Here is an 18,951-nt window from a genome sequence, read left to right as displayed (position 1 = left end):
GATAAAAAAGCCTGCGACGTTCGCAGGCTTTTGTAATGGAGCTGTGTGAGGTAACCGTTTTTTACGGTGTGTAGTATGTTGCTGCGCCAGGGCCTACTGGTAAACCAAATACGAATACCCATAGGTAGAACAGCACACTCCAACCTACAATGAAGCAGATTGAGTAAGGTAGCATGGTCGCGATCAGCGTACCGATACCTAAGTTCTTCATGTAACGAGTTGCTACGGCAAGAATCAAACCAAAGTAGCTCATCATTGGAGTAATAATGTTTGTCGTCGAGTCACCAATTCGGTAAGCAGCCTGAATCGTTTCCGGTGCATAACCAACAAGCATCAACATAGGAACAAAAATCGGTGCCGTCACTGCCCACTGTGCCGATGCCGAACCAATCATTAGGTTGATAAAGCCACACATGAGGATGAAGGCAAAGAACAACATTGGGCCAGTTAAGCCAATTTCTTGCAAGAAGCTAGCGCCAGCAACTGCGAATACCTGACCGAAGTTAGTCCATTTAAAGAAAGCAACGAACTGAGCAGCAAAGAAAACTAATACAATGTACATGCCCATAGAAGACATCGATTTCGCCATTGCATCAATTACATCGCGATCCGTCTTCATCGTGCCAACAACTTTACCAAACACAAAGCCTGGGATAGCAAAGAACACAAAGATGAATGCCACGATACTTTTCAGGAATGGAGAACCTGCAATTGTACCTGCATCAGAACGTAAGATGCCGTCAGCTGGAACAACCGTCCAAGCAAGCAACGCGGAAACAACCAGTACAGCAACACCTGCTAGTTTTAGACCTTTCTTCTCAATGTCTGTTAAGCCGCCCATTTTGTCGTTCGACAAATCTTCTGAGGCTTCTTCTTCACTGTATTTGCCAAGCTTTGGCTCAACAATTTTTTCAGTAACAAACGCACCAGTGATTGCAATGAAGAACGTCGAAACAAACATGAAGTACCAGTTAACTTCTGGACCAACAGTGTAAGTTGGGTCAATCATTTGCGCTGCTGTTTCAGTAATACCTGACAGTAGCGGGTCAACCGTACCGATAAGTAGGTTTGCTGAATAACCACCAGATACACCAGCGAATGCCGCAGCAAGGCCTGCAAGTGGGTGACGACCTAGAGAATGGAACAGCATTGCTGCCAGTGGAATAAGTACCACATACCCCAGCTCTGATGCCGTATTTGAAATGATACCAGCGAAAACAACAGTCACTGTTACCATGCGTTGAGATGCGCCCATGACCAAGCCACGCATAGCTGCAGATAGCAAACCAGAGTACTCGGCAATAGCAACACCCAACATCGCAACCAAAACCGTGCCTAAAGGCGCAAAGCCAACAAAGTTTTTCACTAAATTGGTAACGATAAGTTCGAGTCCATCAGCGTTAAGTAAGCTGACGACATGAATCATGCCATCTGCGGCACGACCTTTTGCGCCCTCAGGACGAGGGTCTACAACGGAAACTTCGAAGTATCCTGCAATGCCCGACATCACCAGAATGGCTAAACAGAAAATGGCAAATAGTGTGATCGGGTGAGGTAATAAGTTCCCCAAATATTCGACAGTATCCAAAAAGCGCGTAAACAGCGGCTTCTTAGGCGAGTTTTGTTTAATTGAATCAGATGAACTCATCTGTTCCCTCCTTGTTTTTATTCCTGTGCAAATGTGACAAAAATGTCAAAAAAGCGAGCGAAGGGTACTTGAGTAGAAGGTTAAAGAAAAGCCCTAAATGTTACAAACTGTGACCATTAGAGAGTTTTATAACCAATAATAAACAAAAATGTAGATATTTCATCCATATAAAACAGTTAAGTCAAAATTATCAATTAAACAAAACCATAAGCCAGAAATATGCAGAACGATTACTTCTGCACTGCTTTAAACCTCGGATTCGCCTTACAAATGACATATAGACGCCCTCTTCGTTTTACGACCTGGCAATCCGGATGACGACTTTTTGCACTTTTTAATGATTTTACTACCTTCATGATTTATTCCTTTTCGCTCTTAAATTGACCAAAACGACGGTTGAAGTTCGCAATACGACCTTCTGTTTGAACCACTCGCTGTTTACCGGTGTAGTACGGATGGGATGCTGACGACACATCTAACGTAAAGTAAGGGTAGGTTTTGCCATCTTTCCATTCGATGGTTCTCTCTGTTTTCAACGTAGAACCAACAACGAAGTATTCATCTACGCTGGTGTCGTGGAACACCACTGGACGATATTCAGGGTGGATTCCTGGTTTCATAATACTTTTCCTCTTAATTAAAATGTTATGTTATAACATTTTAATTAATAATCATTATCAACAAGAAAAGCAAGAGAAATTTGTGATACTTTTCATCTCAATGAATTCTTAAAGATGTCCACCATGTATTCCATTGAACCCATCGGCGTCATTGAGACACCGTACAAAGAAAAGTTTGCAGTACCGCGCCAGCCTCGCTTAGTACCAACAGCGAAAGCACGCGTAAAACTGTTAGGCGCAGCGAATAGCCCTGAAGCAGTGCGTGGGCTAGAACAGTTCTCTCACGTTTGGCTGTTATTTTTGTTTGATCAAAATCTGGAAGCAGGTTGGAAGCCAACCGTCCGTCCACCACGACTGGGCGGCAATGAACGAATAGGTGTCTTTGCCTCACGCTCGACTTTCCGCCCAAACGGAATCGGAATGTCAGCCGTTGAAGTGAAAGGAGTCACTAAGCAAGGCGATCAAATCTATCTTGATCTAGGCAGTGTTGATCTCGTGGATGGCACACCGATTGTGGACATTAAGCCCTATATCCCCTATTCGGACTCTATTCCAGAAGCACAAGGCGGATACGCAGACCAAGAACCAGAAAAGTCACAAGTCAACTTTTCTGCTCAAGCATTAGCAACGATAGAAAATCGATCCGATACTGACTATGTAAGATCAGTCATTGAACAAGTTCTGGCCCAAGATCCTCGTCCTGCATACAAGAAAAACAAGCCGGACGACAAAGAATATGCGGTAAATTTGTTCGACTTGAACGTAAAGTTCACAGCAACAAGCAACTTAATAACGGTTACCGCTATTGAAAGCTTTTGACAAACGCAATTGGCTGATATTATAGGCGGCTAATAAATTTCCCTTTCGGGAACTCCTATACTCCAGCTTATTCAAGCTTGAGTATCTAACTTAAATAAACGGATAAATTTAATGCGTACCAGTAATTATCTTCTTTCTACTCTGAAGGAGACTCCAAACGACGCAGAAGTAGTGAGCCACCAGCTCATGCTACGTGCAGGTATGATCCGTAAGCTGGCTTCAGGTCTATACACCTGGCTACCTACTGGTCTACGTGTACTGCGTAAAGTCGAAAACATCGTTCGTCAAGAAATCGACAATGCAGGTGCAGTCGAAACTTTGATGCCCGTTGTTCAGCCGTTTGAACTATGGGAAGAGACAGGCCGCAGCGAAAAGATGGGTCCTGAGCTACTTCGCTTTACTGACCGTCATGTTCGTCCGTTTGTACTTAGCCCAACCGCTGAAGAAGTGATCACTAGCCTTGTTCGCAATGAAGTGAGCTCTTACAAACAGCTTCCGCTAAACCTGTACCAAATCCAAACCAAATTCCGTGACGAACGTCGTCCACGCTTCGGTGTAATGCGTTCACGTGAATTCTCAATGATGGATGCGTACAGCTTTGACATTGATAAAGACGGCCTACAAAAGTCATACGACGCAATGCACGATGCTTACTGCAAAGCATTCGATCGCATGGGCCTGGATTACCGTCCTGTACTAGCAGATAGCGGTGCTATCGGTGGTAGCGGCTCTCAAGAGTTCCACGTACTGGCTGAAAGTGGCGAAGACATCATCGCATTCTCTAGCGAGTCAGATTACGCGGCAAATATTGAAAAAGCAGAAGCACTAGCTCCAGCCTCTGAAGCAGCGGCACCAACGCAAGAAATGACGTTGGTAGATACGCCAAACGCAAAAACAATCGCTGAATTGGTTGAACAGTTCGAGCTGCCAATTGAAAAAACAGTGAAAACTTTGTTTGTGAAAGCGTCTGACGAAGTTGATGCACCAATCATCGCGCTTATCATTCGTGGCGATCATGAGCTGAACGAAGTGAAAGCAGAGAACCTTCCTCAAGTTGCAGCTCCACTAGAGATGGCATCTGAAGAAGAAATTCGTGAGCTTATCGGTGCTGGTCCTGGTTCACTAGGCCCTGTTGGTCTTAAACTGCCGTTCATCGTTGACCGCAGCGTAGCAGTAATGAGTGATTTCGGTGCGGGTGCGAACATCGATGGCAAACACTACTTCGGCATTAACTGGGGTCGTGACGCAGAGCTTGGTCAAGTTGAAGACCTACGCAACGTGGTTGAAGGCGATCCAAGCCCATGTGGTAAAGGCATTATCCAGCTTAAGCGTGGTATCGAAGTTGGCCATATCTTCCAACTAGGTAACGCTTACTCCGCAGCGATGAACTGTGGTGTACTGGGTCCTGATGGTAAGAACGTCATCCTAGAAATGGGTTGTTACGGTATCGGTATCACTCGCGTCGTAGCGGCTGCTATTGAACAAAACCACGACAAATACGGCATCATCTGGCCAGATGCAATCGCACCATTCCAGGTAGCGATCGTTCCAATGAACATGCACAAGTCAGAAGAAGTGAAAGAAGCCGCTGAGAAATTGTACGCTGAGCTAACGGCAATGGGCATCGAAGTGCTATTTGACGACCGTAAAGAACGCCCAGGCGTAATGTTCTCTGACATGGAGCTTATTGGTGTACCGCATACAATTATTATCGGTGATCGCTCAATGAAAGAAGGCAACTTCGAATACAAGAACCGTGCTACTGGTGAGAAAACGCCAGTCGCAATGACTGATATTATCGAGCACGTAAAGGCTCAACTAAATTAAGCGCTCGACGGTTCTCATTTGAAGTAATTTCAAAATAATTAGAAAGGGTTGGCTTCGGTCAGCCCTTTTTTATTACTGGGCAACCTTACTACTCCCCTTTAGATCTATTCACTTTGTTAATCTTTGGTTCAGCTTCTTGCTATTAAACTGATTTCATCATCTAAAGGAGGTCAGTTATGGATTTAAAAAGTCTTCTAAACCAAGCACTCAAATCAGACTTACTCAAGCAAGGGGCTGATGCGTTAGGTAAACAAACTAACAACATCAAATCCTCATCAAACTCAAGTAGCCTGAAAACGCTAGGAGCAGGTGCCGTTGGCGGAGGCCTTATCGGTATGCTGATGGGCTCGAAGAAAAGTAAAAAAATGACCAAGAAAATAGGCTCGGGCGCATTAAAAGTCGGTGGCGCTGCTGCGCTTGGAGCATTAGCCTACAAAGTTTATAACGACTGGCAAGCCAAACAGTCCGGTCAAGGTGTTCATGAGACCTTTGACCCCGATGACAGCAAACACAGTGTACTAATTTTAAAAGCAATGATTGGAGCCGCAAAAGCCGATGGCCATGTCGATGAAGAGGAAATGGCCCGCATCGAGCAAGCCCTCGCGGATATGGGCGCAGATGAGCACGTACGTCAACTCGTTCAGCAAGAACTAAACAAACCGCTCGATCCTGCTGAAATTGCTAATCAGGCGACCTCTCCTCAACAAGCGTCAGAAATTTATCTCGCGTCTTTGATTGTTGCTGATGAGCAAAATTTCATGGAAAAAGCGTATTTGCAAGAACTGGCAAAACAGCTTCAGCTTTCACCAGAAGTTACTCAGCAGTTAGAAGTACAAATGCAGTGATTAAATCTCGCTCAAGCAACTCCTCAACTTGAGCCAAAACAACTCTGCACTTTGAGTTTCAAATCTGCTGTGTGTATATTGAGATAAGTTATCATTTAGTGGAAAGAAAACATGCAAGTATACGGCTGTTGTGAACTGGTTCGTGAGCTTTATGCTCAAATTGGTAGTGGCGATCAAGCTTACATTCCTCAGGCAATTTCATGTGCTGTTAAAGCGCTGAACGATGTTGCGGCGGATGAGTCTCTGCCTAAAGAAGTGCGTGAAAAAGCGGCATTTGCTGCGGCAAACCTACTGATTTCAGATTTTGAGGATAAGTAATGAATCTAGCGAACTTTGAATCCATGGATCCTGTCATGCTGATGAGCATTGTAAATATGAAGCTACGCGACGACTTCGGTGGTGACTTAGATAAACTGGCGGCTTTCTTCGATATCGATCGCGCGGCACTAGAAGCAAAACTGGCTTCTGCTGGTTTTGACTTTCTTCCAGAAGCAGGACAATTCCGTTAACCCGCAGCAATCCCCGCGGGTAACTGAAACGGGGAATAACCAACATTAAAAAGGGCTTGATGATCACTCATCAAGCCCTTCTCTTTTGTCCAATAGACGTTTCGATTAGCCGAATGAAGCCCAGATGACCGTAGCCACAAGAATTGGACATACAAACTTCACATACGCTGGCCATAACTTACCAAACCAACCTTGCGTAAACTCCGGGCAACCTTGCTCAAGCTCTTTGATTTTTGAGTTGCGATTCCATACCCAACCACCAAATAAGCAGAATAAGAGCGCAGCGGTTGGTTGTAGATACTGAGTAGCAACCGTCGCGACCATACCAAACAGAGCGCCAAAGTTATAAACAATCACCACACTGAACAAGGCGATGAGACCACCTAAAACCCAGCTCGTTGCGCTACGCTTGGTGTTGAAACGCTCACTCACTAACGCCACTGGACACTCTAACATTGAAATGGAAGACGTTAGCGCCGCAATCGTCAGCAATAAGAAGAACACAATAGAGAACAATTGACCAAGCAAACCTAAGCTATCAAACATCAATGGCAATACGGTAAATACCAACGTATCAGAGCTTAATAGAGAGCCATCTTCAGCATAGATTTGAACGCCTTTTTGCATCGCAACAAACATCGCTGGCATCACCACTAACCCTGCAATGAAAGCAACGGCAGTATCTACCATGGTCACGTTCATCGCCATCTTTGGTAGGTTCTCTTTCTTACTCAAGTAAGAGCCATAAATCAGCATTGAACAGCCACCGATCGTAAGCGAGAAGAAGCCCTGCCCCATTGCAGCAAGAATCAACTTGCGGTCCCATACCTTTTCGAAATCCGGTACCAAGTAATGCTTTAGCCCTTCCATTGCACCGTTTTGCGTCATGATGTAAGCAAACAGCAGGGCAAACAGAACAAACAATGCTGGCATCAAGCGTGTTGACCACTTCTCAATACCTTGTTTTACTCCACCTTGTACGATAAGAATTGTTAGCACATAAAAAGTAATAGTTCCGAACAAGTTACGTTCAACGCTAAAGCCCTTTAGCCATTGAGTTGCAGCTTCTAACCCCATTAGATCTGTGATTGCACCCAGTAAAAAGCAGATCAACCAACCACCGACAATAGAGTAAAACGCTAAAACAGCGCTTGGTACGCTTAAACCAATCCAGCCCACAATACCGCCGAGCTTTTTACCTACCGGATGATTGGTAAGCGAGCGCATACTATCCACCGGGTTGGCTTGACCATGACGACCAATCGCCATTTCAACCACCAGCATAGGAAATGCGACGATAAGAATCATCACCAAATAAACCAACAGGAAAGCACCGCCGCCATTACTGGCAGCTTGGGTTGGAAAGCCCCAAATATTGCCAAGGCCAACTGCGGCACCTGCGGCTGCTAAGATGAATCCGAGACGAGAGCCAAAATGCTCACGAGGCTGAGAAGAGGTTTGCTGTGTCATACTACTCACACAAAATATCATTGAACTAGCTAACTAGTACACTATAGCAATATTCACTATTCAACAAGATCACTCCGGTTAAATACTCGGCAGTTGAAACAATTCACAGTCATTCAGCTTGTAAATTTTAACGTACATCTCACATTCATCATTCTAAGACCTGGCGACTTTTGTCTTTTTCACACGCCTAGAATTTGTGATTCTCCCATCGTGAAGTGAGCCGAAAAATAATGAGCTTTGGTGTAAGGAACGAATAGTTCCTCGTGATACTGTGTCGAAAAGCAGAATATTGTGCTTCGCTTTTTCCCCCTTATGTCTATTTATCAGCTAGTTATTACTCTGTTCTCATTTATATCCATGACTCAAGGAGAGGAAAATGAAGGTCACTCTACTTCACGGAGCGATGGTTGCAGCACTCAGCGTCAGCTACCAAGCTCAAGCCTATAACTGCCAAAGCTTACCCGACTGGGACAGCACTGCGACTTATACATCGGGCACTTTAGTAAAAACGCAAGGAGCCGCTTACGAGGCCGCGTATTGGACGCAAGGCAATGACCCTGTTACCAATTCAGGGGCTTGGGAGGCATGGAAAGCGTTAGGGCAATGTGATGGTGGAAGCAACAATCTAGAGCCAACAGTGTCATTCTCCTCTCCAACAAACAACGCACAAATTCCCGAAGGCAGTGCGATCACCTTGCTAGCCAACGCAGCCGACGAAGATGGCCAAATCGCACAAGTTGAGTTTGTTGCAGGCAACCAAACGGTTGCTGTGGTAACTCAAGCACCATTCGAAGCATCTTGGACCGCTATTGAAGGTGTCTCGCAATTGACCGCGATTGCGACCGATAATGAGGGAGCCGTTACCACCACGACGATTTCTATCCAAGTTCAACCACAAGTCGAGTTGCCACCACCTAGTATTTCACTGACAAGCCCATCGGGAACGGAAGCGCTTAACGTGGGTGGGAACCTCACGGTGGCCGCTCAAGTTGATGATATTGATGGTGTGGTCACACAAGTTGAGTTCTTCGTGAACAATCAATCCGTCGCAATTGATACCAGCGTACCTTACGAATATCAATGGACCGCGAGTGCTGGTACACATTCGTTTAAAGCACAAGCGACTGATGACACAAACCTCGCAACCATGAGCCAAGAAGTAACGCTTGTTGTTAGTAATTCAGAAACAGGGACGGGCGGATGTGCAGATGCAGCGCCTTACGCGGCGGGCACGATTTATCAAGTTGGCGACCTAGTTTCTCACCTCAACCAAAAATATCGTTGTGACGTTGCGGGTTGGTGTTCCTCGGATGCGACATGGGCTTACGAACCAGGTGAAGGGCTATACTGGCAAGATGCTTGGAGTGGCCTAGGTGCTTGTTCGACGCCACCGCAAGTTACCATTACGGCACCAACGGATGGACAAGTCGTGCTCGCTGGCAGCAATAACGAAATCACGGCTAACGCAAGCGATGCTGATGGCACAGTCACGCAAGTTGAGTTTTTTGCGAACAACACCAGCTTAGGGGTCACCACTCAAGCACCATATTCCGTTACTTGGAACGCCACACTTATTGGCGCTAACCAGCTTAAAGCCGTCGCAACCGATAATGATAACAACACGTCAGAGTCCTTGGTTGGTGTGGAAGTCAGCGATAAAGATTTGGTCGTCTCACTGACTTCACCAAGTAGCGGTCAAACCGTCGGCTTAGGCAAAAACCTCGCATTAAGTGCCGATGCAACGTCTTTAACCTCAGGCATTAAACACGTTGATTTCATGATCAACGGCTCTATTGTTGCAACCGATACCACGGCACCTTACACAGCCAACTGGACACCAACTGCACTTGGTAACTTTACAGTTAGCGCCCAAGCTGTGGATTTGTCAGGAAGCAATGCATTGTCTGACGCAGCAGCAATAACGGTGGTTGAGCAAGCAGAGAAACGTCATAAACTCATCGGTTACTGGCACAATTTTGTAAATGGGGCTGGCTGTCCAATTCGTCTAGCGGATATGGCTGATGCGTGGGATGTGATTGATATTGCCTTTGCCGAAAATGACCGCAACAGTGATGGTACCGTGCACTTTAATCTATATTCAGGCGATATTTACAGCGATTGTCCAGCGCTCGACCCAGCACAGTTCAAACAAGACATGGCAGCGCTTCAAGCTAAAGGTAAAAAGTTTGTTCTCTCTCTTGGTGGCGCAGAAGGCACGATTACGCTGAATACCGATCAAGACGAAGCCAACTTTGTCTCTAGCCTAACAGGTCTTATCGCTGAGTGGGGCTTTGATGGTCTTGATGTGGATTTAGAGAGTGGATCTAACTTGGTTCATGGCTCGCAAATTCAAGCTCGCCTTGGTCGTGCTTTGCTTCAAATAGAGCAAAACATGGGTGGCGATATGTACCTAACCATGGCACCTGAGCATCCTTATGTTCAAGGCGGCTATGTGGCTTACAGCGGTATTTGGGGAGCTTACATTCCTGTGATTAATGAGACACGCAGCACGCTCGACCTGCTTCACGTCCAGCTATATAACAACGGTGGTTTGCCAAACCCATATATGCCAGGCAGTGCACCAGAAGGCTCTGTGGATATGATGGTAGCGCAATCTAAAATGCTTATCGAAGGCTTTGAATTGGCCGACGGCACTCAGTTTGCACCACTACGTGATGTTCAAGTCGCAATCGGCTTACCTTCAGGTCCTAGCTCAGCAAATTCAGGGCAGGCTCCGACACAGAATATTATCAGCGCACTAGATTGTTTAACCAAAGGCACTTCATGTGGCACCGTTAAACCAGCGTTCATTTACCCGAATTATGCAGGGGTAATGACGTGGTCTATCAACTGGGATCAGCATGATGGTTTTAACTTCTCAAAACCTGTCGGCGATAAACTCACTCAGATGAACGCGCAGTAAGTTGTTAATGAGCAAACGAATAACATCGTCTTGCTTTCATTACTTGTTCAAGTATGTAAAAACGAAAAGAGAGCACAATAGTGCTCTCTTTCTTTATCGCATCAAGTTTTTTACTTTTAAAGGGTAATTAAATCGTAAATACTCGGTAATCTTTTAGCTCAGGGATTTTCTTCAACAAATCGTCTTCTTGCCCTGCCATGTCATCCAACGAGTCGCACAAGTCTTCTGCTTGTTGCTCTACCTCTTTCGAATGCTCAGCTAAACGCTCTTCTACTTTCGCGCTGAGTTCAGCCATACTCTCCGATAATGCAGTGAGGTTTATTCCCCCCTCTTCCTTCATTTTTTTCGATAAAGCATCCAACGAACTCGCTAAAAACTCTTTATTGAAGATCTCTTGTGCTTTTGCAAAGTCTTCAGTCCACCCTTGTGTCATGGACTCAAAGCTTTCCGCTGGTAGAATGAAATCACCATCTTTGTAGTAACGTGATTCAACATCAGCGAAAAAGTCCTGTACTGCGACTTTGACGTTATCAAACGCGCCAGGTGCGTCTAGGCTTTCCGCGACATCATCGATGATGTCATTTGCAAGCGCTAAACCATCACTCGCCAACTGCTTTGCTTGTGGAATATACGCGTTCATTTTTTCGCGATAGTCTTCAATTGCCGCTTTTTGGTCGGCATTGAGTTCAATTAGCTCACCTTTGATGAATAGGTTGTTATCCTCATCCACGACAGCTTTATCACCTGTCGTTTGGCGAATTTCCAAGCTTTGCCCATCCATACGGACTTCATTATTGATGTCCACACGACACTGCGCTGCATAACCAGTAGCACTGACCATCAGCAATGAGAGTGTAAAAAGCTTTTTCATGTCATTCTCTTTTATTTAACATTACTCGTGTTAAACATAACACTGAGTGATACATGAGATGTCAGCAAACCGTCACGACTTCGTAACAAGTTGTTTTTTCTCCTATTTTTACATCAATCTCATCGCCTTCTTCTTTCCCGAATAACGCTCGACCAAGAGGAGATTTTGCTGTTAAGACAAAGACTTCCTGAGCCTGATATTTAACAGTCAGACCACCAGAACAAGGGCCTACAAAGAAGTGCTTTTCAAGCAAATTCTCATCTGCGAGAACGACGTAAGCACCTACACCAACAGGTGCGCCTTTAAAGTCGCGAGTCACTAGAGCGCGATATTGACGCAGCTCGTCTTCACTCTCTTGGATTCGCATGGCTTGTCCATGAGCAAGATACGCGGCTTCAAGTGCTAACGTATCGTACTTATGCTCGGGAACAGTTTCTTCATCTGTCGCGGCATCAATGGCTCGCTGAGCAGATGCATGGGCCACTTGAAGTTTTTCTTCCAGATGTTGGATGATAATTTGGACTAAGTCAGCTTTGTTCATACTTTTAGGACGCGCGTTTGGCACTCAGGGTGTGTTAATGTACCTAAGTTTACCATCAAAGAAAGGTTTCCCTATTATGCAAAGCGACTCGCTGCATCAAACACTTCAATCCGTATTTGGTTTTGACTCATTACGCCAAGGTCAACAACCTGTTATTGAAGCGGTTATGAATGGTTACTCTGCTGCGGCCATCTTTCCTACAGGTTCGGGTAAGTCTCTCTGTTACCAATTGCCAGCAACCGTATTGCCCAATCTTACGTTGGTGATCTCGCCGTTGTTGGCGCTAATGAAAGATCAGCTGAACTTTTTGCAAAGTAAAGGGATCCCGGCCGCTTCTATCGATAGCAGTCAAAGCAGAGAAGAGTCACAACGCGTCATTGCAGGGGTAAAAAATGGACAGATCAAAATATTGATGATTTCTGTTGAGCGCCTAAAGAACGAGCGTTTTCGTGAGTTCATTCGCCAAGTACCGATCTCTTTGATGGTGGTTGATGAAGCGCACTGTATTTCAGAATGGGGACATAACTTTCGCCCTGATTATCTCAAGCTACCGCAATATCAACGTGAACTGAACATCCCACAATCTTTGCTTCTCACCGCAACGGCAACGCCCGCAGTTATTGAAGACATGCAACAAAAGTTCGATATTGCCAGTGAACATATCACCGTTACAGGCTTCTACCGATCCAATCTGGATATCTCGGTGCTCCCGTGCGAGGAAGCAACGAAACAAGAAAAGCTAAGTGAGATCATCGCCTCTTCACCTAAGCTTCCAACTATCGTATACGTGACACAACAGCAGACAGCAGAGCAAGTAGCAAAATCACTAATCCATATTGGCATTAATGCTCACGCGTACCATGCTGGTATGAAAAGCGACATCCGTGAACAAATCCAACAGCAGTTCATGGATAGCCAAATTGACTGTATTGTTGCAACGATTGCATTTGGTATGGGGGTCGATAAATCTGATATCCGCCGCGTCATTCACTTCGACTTACCCAAATCGATCGAGAACTACGCACAAGAGATTGGACGTGCAGGCAGGGACGGGCAACGTTCTGAGTGCATTCTGCTGGGCAATACGTCCGGCTTAACGGTGTTGGAGAACTTTGTCTATGGTGACACACCTGAACTAACCTCGATTAACTATGTAGTCGAGCAAGCGAAAGAACATGCTCCACAATGGGAGGTAGTGCCACTGCGTTTATCGCGTGAAAGTAATATCCGCCAATTGCCACTCAAAACCTTGTTGGTTTATTTGGAGCTACATCAACTCATTGAAGCAAAATACAGTTACTTTGCGGAATATCGCTTTAAGTTTTTGCACGATCAGCAATTTATTGTGAATCAATTTCAAGGCGAGCGACGTCAATTCGTGGAGGCTATTTTCTCCTGTTCGCAAAAAGCAAAAGTGTGGTGCCAAGTTGACCTAGAAGCGTTATGGATGAACTATCAATCGGAACGCAACCGAGTTGTCGCAGCCCTCGACTATTTTCACCAGAATGGTTGGATAGAGCTAGAGAGCAAACAACTGACCGACGTGTACTCTGTTTTGCCAACCACACAGAGTTCTGATGTTTTAATCCAACAACTGTATGAACTGTTCCAATCCAAAGAAAGCAAAGATATCGAAAGAATTCACACCATGCTGCGCTTGTTCCAGTCAGAGCACTGTTTGAGCTCACAATTGGCGAACTACTTTGCTGATCACAATGCACCAGAGCAATGTGGTCACTGCTCCGTGTGTCGTGGTCAAGTCGCTTCGTTCCCAACACCACAAAATGAGGATATTGAGCCACCTCAAGTAGCAATGTGGGTGCAGGAATTTATTCAGCTCTCCCCTTCAACTATCAGCAATGATGCTGTCGCCCGCTTCTTGTGTGGCATTAGTACCCCTTTAATTAGCCAGCTAAAAGCTTCAAAACTGGCGGGTTATGGTGCGATGGCCAGCACAAGCTTTGAGCAAGTATTAGATCAGGTAGAAGCAGTAAGAGCCTAGAAAAAGCTCAATTGACGCGCTTGGTTCTCGGGCTTGAGCATCACGTTCAAGCCTAAAAGGCGTATTTCTCGTCCGTTTTGGCGCTTAAGAATATCTCTTAACAAGATCTTGAAGTCCTCAAGCTCTAATTGCGGATGGATATGCTCAATTGTTGTCAGTTGAAAGTCGGCAAATTTAACTTTAATACCTTGTTTAATAATCGATTTATCTGGGCTTGCACGCTCTAAGCGTTTCTCGAGTTCAGGATAAAGTTTATCCTCGATCACTTGCCAACATTCATCATAGCTCGAGATATTCTGGCTAAATGTCCGTTCCACACCGACGGATTTCCTCTCTCGCTCAACGACGACCTCTCGATTATCAATTCCATGGCTACGCTGCCATAAAGAGGCTCCCTGACGACCAAACTGTCTCAGCAATTCACGATAGTCGCTGTTTTTAATATCCTCACATCGATAAAAGCCCGCTTGGTGTAGCTTCTCAAGACTCACCTTCCCAACACCAGGAATGTTTTCCAGCGGAAGTGTATCGATAACATCCTGAACCTTATCTGGCGGGATAACAAACTGACCGTTGGGTTTATTCATATCAGAGGCGACTTTGGCAAGAAACTTAATCGGTGCAATGCCCGCCGATGCCGTCAGTCCAAGCTCATTCCAAATGTCGCGTCGAATAGACTCTGCGATCAACGTTGCGGAGCCACGACAAGCTGTCGAGTCCGTGACATCGAGGTATGCTTCATCTAATGATAGAGGTTCAATGATAGGCGTATAACGCTCAAAAATAGCACGAATCTGCTGAGAGACTTGTTTGTACACGTGCATTCGACCGGGAACGACTAGTAAATGGGGGCAGAGTTGTAATGCACGCGCCGTTGACATTGCACTACGAACGCCATATTTGCGCGCCTCATAATTACAGGTGCTAATCACGCCACGCTGTTTTTCATGACCGCCAACGGCGAGTGCAATGCCACGGTAACTAGGATTATCTCTCATCTCAACGGCAGCATAAAAACAATCCATATCGACGTGAATGATTTTTCTGATTCGGTCTGACATAGCCATTAAACACTGTTCAAAAACACAGTATAAATTAAATCTGCCTTGATAGAAATGAGAGTTTGTAAACGTGCTTTAATCTCGTAACATCACATCAAGCTGATCGACCAACTCTGCCCAGTCTGCGTCTTCTTCAATGGCTTGTTTGAGAAATGTGGCTTGCGAACTTGTCCAAAAGCTGGCTTCATGCAGAGGGGCTGAAGCTCTTTTGTGCCGATGTTCGTTAATAAAGTCCTTTATCTCTTGAGGAGAGCTGCCGAGGCCTAGTTGTTGAAACAATTCAGCCATACCGTGTTGATGCATTTCCATATTTCCTCCTAAGTTGACGCGCTTTAGTTTGAGTATATAACCAAATAACAGTTAAGTACGGTGATTAAAGGGAAATGACTTGGCTGTGAAGTCTGCACCGACTTAAGCTTCCGGTCATCCTAGATTAAACGTAGCAAGCAAAGTATAAACTCTCAGAGAAGTAGAGCGAGAAATATAAAAAAACCCAGCTTTGGCTGGGTTATTTTGTATTACTATTTGGATGATCGATACTTAAGCAATTCGATCTTTTTCCCATGCAGCCAATTTCTCAGCTCGCGCCGCTTCACGTGCTTCACGTTTCTTACGCGCGTCACATGGTTCTGGACAGTTACATACTTTCTCAATACCTACTGCACCAAGACCGCCACAGCTACCCTTCACCACTTTCTTCTGGAAGATGTAGCCAACAGCCATCGCTGCGATTACCGCAACAAAAACCGCAAACGTAATTAGAAATGTACTCATAAGAACATGCTCACTTCTGTTGTTATTTCTTCATGAACGGCTTGTATGCTTCCGAAGCCAGCTCTTTAAAACCATTTTCCGTCTTCACAATCATGAAAACAGGAATATTATTTTCGTTCGCAATTGCCATGCCTTTGTCTTCACCTAGCACCATAAGACCAGTTGCAAGACCATCAGCAGTCATCGACGATTTATCTAATACCGTTACAGACACCACTTTATGATGAATAGGTTTGCCTGTTCTTGGATTAATAATATGAGAGTATCTCACACCATTACTCTCAAAGTAATTACGATAGTCACCACTTGTTGCAATTGCCATGTCCCCTGGCTCAATAATTTCTTGAATTGAGCGCTCATCAATAGTCGGCTTTTCAATCGCAATGCGCCAAGGCACGCCTTCACGATTCACGCCTTTGAGGCGCATTTCGCCGCCCACTTCTACCATGAAGTTATGAACCCCTTCAGATTGAAGGTAGTCAGCAACCACGTCAACCCCCCAACCTTTAGCAATAGTTGATAAATCGACATACAAGTTAGGAATATCTTTGGACAATTTATTGCCATCAATAGATAGATGATGAATGCCAGTATTGGCTTTGCGTGCCGCTAGCTCTTCATCTGTAGGAACGACATCAGGGCGAGCTTCTGGGCCAAAGCCCCACAGGTTAACTAAAGGACCGACTGTCACATCCAATGCGCCTAAAGTAAGACCGTTGAGACGAATCGCTTCTTTGACTACGGTTGCTGTTTGTGTCGATACAGTAAATGGCTCACTCGTTTGATGCTGGTTAAAGCGACTTAATTCTGAATCATCACGGTAAGTCGACATTTGATCATTAACCTCTTCCAGTAAGCGATCAATTTCCGTCTGCATCGCTTTTGGCGTAGGAATACCATCTTGCTCGATATACTTGATGTTATAAGAAGTCCCCATGGTAGGGCCACTTAGATGAATTTGATCTGCTGGCTGCTCACAGCCAGCCAAAATCAATAGAGAAGCGAATGCAACAAGCCACGTTTTCACTTGTTAACTCCCAATGTTGTTGAATTGATATGGGGAATGGGACCGATTACTTAAATCCAATTACCTATATCAACTGTTGAATATTATTTTTACTTCTACAAAAAATAATGGCTAGCTCTTAGAGAGCTAGCCATAGATTCAATCACTTGGAGGGATTAACCACCGAAGTCATCTAGTAGGATGTTTTCATCCTCTACACCTAGATCTTTTAGCATGCCGATAACAGCCGCATTCATCATAGGTGGACCACACATGTAGTATTCACAGTCTTCTGGCGCTTCGTGATCACGTAGATAGTTCTCGTAAAGAACGTTGTGAATAAAGCCAGTGTAACCATCCCAGTTATCTTCTGGAAGTGGATCAGACAGTGCACAGTGCCATACGAAGTTATCATTCTCAGCTTGTAGCATATCGAAGTCTTCTACGTAGAACATTTCACGCTTAGAACGTGCGCCGTACCAGAAAGACATCTTACGCTTAGAGTGCAGACGCTTAAGTTGGTCGAAGATGTGTGAGCGCATTGGAGCCATACCAGCACCACCACCAACGAATACCATTTCTGCATCTGTATCTTTCGCAAAGAACTCACCAAATGGACCAGAAATAGTACACTTGTCGCCTTCTTTTAGAGACCAAATGTACGAAGACATGATGCCTGGTGGTACGTCTGGGTTGTTCGGCGGCGGAGTCGCGATACGAACGTTAAGCATGATGATACCGTGCTCTTCTGGGTAGTTAGCCATTGAGTATGCACGGATTGTCTCTTCGTTAACTTTAGACTCGTAACGGAAAAGGTTGAACTTCTCCCAGTCTTCACGGTATTCCTCAGGAATATCGTAGTCTGCGTATTTCACGTGGTGAGCAGGTGCTTCAATCTGGATGTAACCACCAGCACGGAAAGGTACTGATTCGCCATCTGGAATTTGTAGCTTAAGCTCTTTGATGAATGTCGCTTTGTTATCGTTAGAGATAACGGTACATTCCCACTTCTTAACGCCGAAGATTTCTTCAGGAAGCTCGATGTCCATGTCAGTTTTCATAGCAACCTGACACGCTAGACGCTCACCTTCACGCGCTTCACCTTTAGTAATATGGTCAAGCTCGGTTGGTAGGATGTCGCCGCCACCTGATTTAACTTTTACGCGACACTGACCACATGAGCCACCGCCACCACAAGCAGAAGATACGAATACGCCAGCACCGGCTAGAGCACTCAGTAGCTTACCACCTGGTTGTGTAACGATCGCCAGAGAAGGGTCATCGTTCACAGAAATTGTAATGTCACCTGTTGGTACAAGCTTAGACTTAGCGAAAAGAATCACTAGTACTAGTGCAAGTACGATCAGAGTAAACATCACTACACCAAGAATAATGTCCATTGACTATTCCTTAATTGTTGCGGTTTACCCGACTTACAGTTGAACACCAGAGAAAGACATAAAGCCTAACGCCATAAGACCTACAGTGATAAATGTGATACCAAGACCACGTAGACCTGGAGGTACGTCAGAGTACTTCATCTTCTCACGGATACCTGCAAGAGCAACGATTGCTAGCATCCAGCCCACACCAGAGCCGAAACCGTAAACGATAGATTCAGCAAAGTTGTAGTCACGTTGTACCATGAAAGATACACCACCGAAGATTGCACAGTTTACTGTGATCAGCGGTAGGAAGATGCCTAGCGCGTTGTACAAAGGTGGGAAGAAACGGTCTAGAACCATCTCTAGAATCTGTACAAGTGCTGCAATTACACCGATAAAGGTGATGAAGTTTAGGAAGCTAAGGTCCACGCCCTCAACTAACGCGTTCTCTCTCAGAACTAGGTTGTATACTAGGTTGTTCACAGGAACAGCGATAGTCAGTACTACCACAACTGCAACACCTAGGCCGAAAGAGGTCTTAACCTTCTTAGATACGGCAAGGAAAGTACACATACCTAGGAAGAAAGACAGAGCCATGTTTTCGATGAAAATCGATTTAACTAACAGACTAATGTAATGTTCCATGACGT

At 45.1% G+C, this 18,951-nt stretch carries 19 protein-coding genes; 7 read left to right on the top strand and 12 right to left on the bottom strand.

What is annotated here, in order from left to right; translation table 11 throughout:
• Window positions 1-61: 61 nt before the first annotated feature.
• The 3 genes from CBX98_RS14535 to CBX98_RS14525 form a co-directional block, all read right to left on the bottom strand.
• Window positions 62-1,648, bottom strand: coding sequence for an AbgT family transporter (locus tag CBX98_RS14535; RefSeq protein WP_006742541.1), 1,587 nt, complete (start codon window positions 1,646-1,648; stop codon window positions 62-64).
• Window positions 1,649-1,878: 230 nt separating this feature from the next.
• The gene (ykgO, locus tag CBX98_RS14530) at window positions 1,879-2,004 is read right to left on the bottom strand and encodes a type B 50S ribosomal protein L36 (protein ID WP_074191703.1); all 126 of its coding nucleotides are present in this window, start codon (window positions 2,002-2,004) and stop codon (window positions 1,879-1,881) included.
• A gap of 3 nt (window positions 2,005-2,007) precedes the next feature.
• A complete protein-coding gene (locus CBX98_RS14525; protein WP_012841491.1) occupies window positions 2,008-2,268 on the bottom strand; it encodes a type B 50S ribosomal protein L31 in 261 nt (86 codons plus the stop codon).
• Between the two features lie 123 nt (window positions 2,269-2,391).
• Between CBX98_RS14525 and tsaA the strand changes: the two genes are divergently transcribed.
• The 5 genes from tsaA (at window position 2,392) to CBX98_RS14500 (ending at window position 6,268) form a co-directional block, all read left to right on the top strand.
• On the top strand, window positions 2,392-3,087 hold the full coding sequence (gene tsaA / locus CBX98_RS14520; RefSeq protein WP_109169598.1) for a tRNA (N6-threonylcarbamoyladenosine(37)-N6)-methyltransferase TrmO: 696 nt from the start codon (window positions 2,392-2,394) through the stop codon (window positions 3,085-3,087).
• A gap of 111 nt (window positions 3,088-3,198) precedes the next feature.
• Complete coding sequence (locus tag CBX98_RS14515) at window positions 3,199-4,914, top strand: proline--tRNA ligase (protein WP_109169596.1); 1,716 nt, start codon at window positions 3,199-3,201, stop codon at window positions 4,912-4,914.
• A gap of 176 nt (window positions 4,915-5,090) precedes the next feature.
• The gene (locus tag CBX98_RS14510) at window positions 5,091-5,759 is read left to right on the top strand and encodes a tellurite resistance TerB family protein (RefSeq protein WP_046874978.1); all 669 of its coding nucleotides are present in this window, start codon (window positions 5,091-5,093) and stop codon (window positions 5,757-5,759) included.
• Window positions 5,760-5,870: 111 nt separating this feature from the next.
• Window positions 5,871-6,077 (top strand): YaeP family protein, encoded by a 207-nt coding sequence (locus CBX98_RS14505; protein WP_005391765.1) that lies wholly within the window; start codon window positions 5,871-5,873, stop codon window positions 6,075-6,077.
• The gene (locus tag CBX98_RS14500; RefSeq protein ID WP_109169594.1) at window positions 6,077-6,268 is read left to right on the top strand and encodes a DUF4250 domain-containing protein; all 192 of its coding nucleotides are present in this window, start codon (window positions 6,077-6,079) and stop codon (window positions 6,266-6,268) included. The genes CBX98_RS14505 and CBX98_RS14500 overlap by 1 nt, the downstream gene beginning before the upstream one ends.
• A gap of 105 nt (window positions 6,269-6,373) precedes the next feature.
• Here CBX98_RS14500 and CBX98_RS14495 read toward each other — a convergent pair whose 3' ends face one another.
• On the bottom strand, window positions 6,374-7,738 hold the full coding sequence (locus tag CBX98_RS14495) for a sodium-dependent transporter (RefSeq protein WP_012841489.1): 1,365 nt from the start codon (window positions 7,736-7,738) through the stop codon (window positions 6,374-6,376).
• Between the two features lie 376 nt (window positions 7,739-8,114).
• On the opposite strand from CBX98_RS14495, the gene CBX98_RS14490 reads away from it, so the two are divergent.
• Window positions 8,115-10,661 (top strand): Ig-like domain-containing protein, encoded by a 2,547-nt coding sequence (locus CBX98_RS14490; protein ID WP_109169592.1) that lies wholly within the window; start codon window positions 8,115-8,117, stop codon window positions 10,659-10,661.
• 127 nt (window positions 10,662-10,788) lie between these two features.
• On the opposite strand, the gene CBX98_RS14485 is transcribed toward CBX98_RS14490, so the two are convergent.
• Window positions 10,789-11,532 (bottom strand): YggN family protein, encoded by a 744-nt coding sequence (locus CBX98_RS14485; protein WP_005385316.1) that lies wholly within the window; start codon window positions 11,530-11,532, stop codon window positions 10,789-10,791.
• A gap of 61 nt (window positions 11,533-11,593) precedes the next feature.
• Window positions 11,594-12,073, bottom strand: a complete 480-nt coding sequence (locus CBX98_RS14480; protein ID WP_109169655.1) for a GreA/GreB family elongation factor — start codon at window positions 12,071-12,073, stop codon at window positions 11,594-11,596.
• Window positions 12,074-12,149: 76 nt separating this feature from the next.
• On the opposite strand from CBX98_RS14480, the gene CBX98_RS14475 reads away from it, so the two are divergent.
• Window positions 12,150-14,075 carry a RecQ family ATP-dependent DNA helicase gene (locus CBX98_RS14475; RefSeq protein WP_172605973.1) on the top strand — a complete coding sequence of 642 codons (1,926 nt, stop codon included), beginning with the start codon at window positions 12,150-12,152 and terminating at the stop codon, window positions 14,073-14,075.
• Here CBX98_RS14475 and dinB read toward each other — a convergent pair.
• The 6 genes from dinB to nqrE all read right to left on the bottom strand — a co-directional run bounded on the left by dinB (window position 14,072) and on the right by nqrE (window position 18,946).
• Window positions 14,072-15,100 carry a DNA polymerase IV gene (gene dinB / locus CBX98_RS14470; protein ID WP_242446588.1) on the bottom strand — a complete coding sequence of 343 codons (1,029 nt, stop codon included), beginning with the start codon at window positions 15,098-15,100 and terminating at the stop codon, window positions 14,072-14,074. The genes CBX98_RS14475 and dinB overlap by 4 nt on opposite strands.
• A gap of 111 nt (window positions 15,101-15,211) precedes the next feature.
• Complete coding sequence (locus CBX98_RS14465) at window positions 15,212-15,445, bottom strand: DUF2789 domain-containing protein (protein WP_012841486.1); 234 nt, start codon at window positions 15,443-15,445, stop codon at window positions 15,212-15,214.
• 231 nt (window positions 15,446-15,676) lie between these two features.
• Entirely contained in the window at window positions 15,677-15,910 is a 234-nt protein-coding gene (gene nqrM, locus CBX98_RS14460; protein WP_005436655.1) for a (Na+)-NQR maturation NqrM, read from the bottom strand.
• A gap of 22 nt (window positions 15,911-15,932) precedes the next feature.
• Window positions 15,933-16,937, bottom strand: a complete 1,005-nt coding sequence (locus tag CBX98_RS14455; RefSeq protein WP_065645499.1) for an FAD:protein FMN transferase — start codon at window positions 16,935-16,937, stop codon at window positions 15,933-15,935.
• Between the two features lie 155 nt (window positions 16,938-17,092).
• A complete protein-coding gene (nqrF, locus tag CBX98_RS14450; protein WP_005380271.1) occupies window positions 17,093-18,316 on the bottom strand; it encodes an NADH:ubiquinone reductase (Na(+)-transporting) subunit F in 1,224 nt (407 codons plus the stop codon).
• A gap of 33 nt (window positions 18,317-18,349) precedes the next feature.
• A complete protein-coding gene (gene nqrE, locus CBX98_RS14445) occupies window positions 18,350-18,946 on the bottom strand; it encodes an NADH:ubiquinone reductase (Na(+)-transporting) subunit E (protein ID WP_005380270.1) in 597 nt (198 codons plus the stop codon).
• Between the last annotated feature and the right edge of the window lie 5 nt (window positions 18,947-18,951).

The organism is Vibrio sp. T9 (assembly GCF_003123985.1).
Lineage (GTDB): Bacteria > Pseudomonadota > Gammaproteobacteria > Enterobacterales > Vibrionaceae > Vibrio > Vibrio diabolicus.
The sequence above is the reverse complement of the archived record's forward strand: the minus strand, read 5'-3'. Positions and strand labels throughout refer to the sequence as shown.

Excerpts from the sequence above, each read along its gene's own strand:
- CBX98_RS14535 (WP_006742541.1), bottom strand. The coding sequence starts at position 1,648 with ATGAGTTCATCTGATTCAATTAAACAAAACTCGCCTAAGAAGCCGCTG.
- ykgO (WP_074191703.1), bottom strand. The coding sequence starts at position 2,004 with ATGAAGGTAGTAAAATCATTAAAAAGTGCAAAAAGTCGTCATCCGGAT.
- CBX98_RS14525 (WP_012841491.1), bottom strand. The coding sequence starts at position 2,268 with ATGAAACCAGGAATCCACCCTGAATATCGTCCAGTGGTGTTCCACGAC.
- tsaA (WP_109169598.1), top strand. The coding sequence starts at position 2,392 with ATGTATTCCATTGAACCCATCGGCGTCATTGAGACACCGTACAAAGAA.
- CBX98_RS14515 (WP_109169596.1), top strand. The coding sequence starts at position 3,199 with ATGCGTACCAGTAATTATCTTCTTTCTACTCTGAAGGAGACTCCAAAC.
- CBX98_RS14510 (WP_046874978.1), top strand. The coding sequence starts at position 5,091 with ATGGATTTAAAAAGTCTTCTAAACCAAGCACTCAAATCAGACTTACTC.
- CBX98_RS14505 (WP_005391765.1), top strand. The coding sequence starts at position 5,871 with ATGCAAGTATACGGCTGTTGTGAACTGGTTCGTGAGCTTTATGCTCAA.
- CBX98_RS14500 (WP_109169594.1), top strand. The coding sequence starts at position 6,077 with ATGAATCTAGCGAACTTTGAATCCATGGATCCTGTCATGCTGATGAGC.
- CBX98_RS14495 (WP_012841489.1), bottom strand. The coding sequence starts at position 7,738 with ATGACACAGCAAACCTCTTCTCAGCCTCGTGAGCATTTTGGCTCTCGT.
- CBX98_RS14490 (WP_109169592.1), top strand. The coding sequence starts at position 8,115 with ATGAAGGTCACTCTACTTCACGGAGCGATGGTTGCAGCACTCAGCGTC.
- CBX98_RS14485 (WP_005385316.1), bottom strand. The coding sequence starts at position 11,532 with ATGAAAAAGCTTTTTACACTCTCATTGCTGATGGTCAGTGCTACTGGT.
- CBX98_RS14480 (WP_109169655.1), bottom strand. The coding sequence starts at position 12,073 with ATGAACAAAGCTGACTTAGTCCAAATTATCATCCAACATCTGGAAGAA.
- CBX98_RS14475 (WP_172605973.1), top strand. The coding sequence starts at position 12,150 with ATGCAAAGCGACTCGCTGCATCAAACACTTCAATCCGTATTTGGTTTT.
- dinB (WP_242446588.1), bottom strand. The coding sequence starts at position 15,100 with ATGGATTGTTTTTATGCTGCCGTTGAGATGAGAGATAATCCTAGTTAC.
- CBX98_RS14465 (WP_012841486.1), bottom strand. The coding sequence starts at position 15,445 with ATGGAAATGCATCAACACGGTATGGCTGAATTGTTTCAACAACTAGGC.
- nqrM (WP_005436655.1), bottom strand. The coding sequence starts at position 15,910 with ATGAGTACATTTCTAATTACGTTTGCGGTTTTTGTTGCGGTAATCGCA.
- nqrF (WP_005380271.1), bottom strand. The coding sequence starts at position 18,316 with ATGGACATTATTCTTGGTGTAGTGATGTTTACTCTGATCGTACTTGCA.
- nqrE (WP_005380270.1), bottom strand. The coding sequence starts at position 18,946 with ATGGAACATTACATTAGTCTGTTAGTTAAATCGATTTTCATCGAAAAC.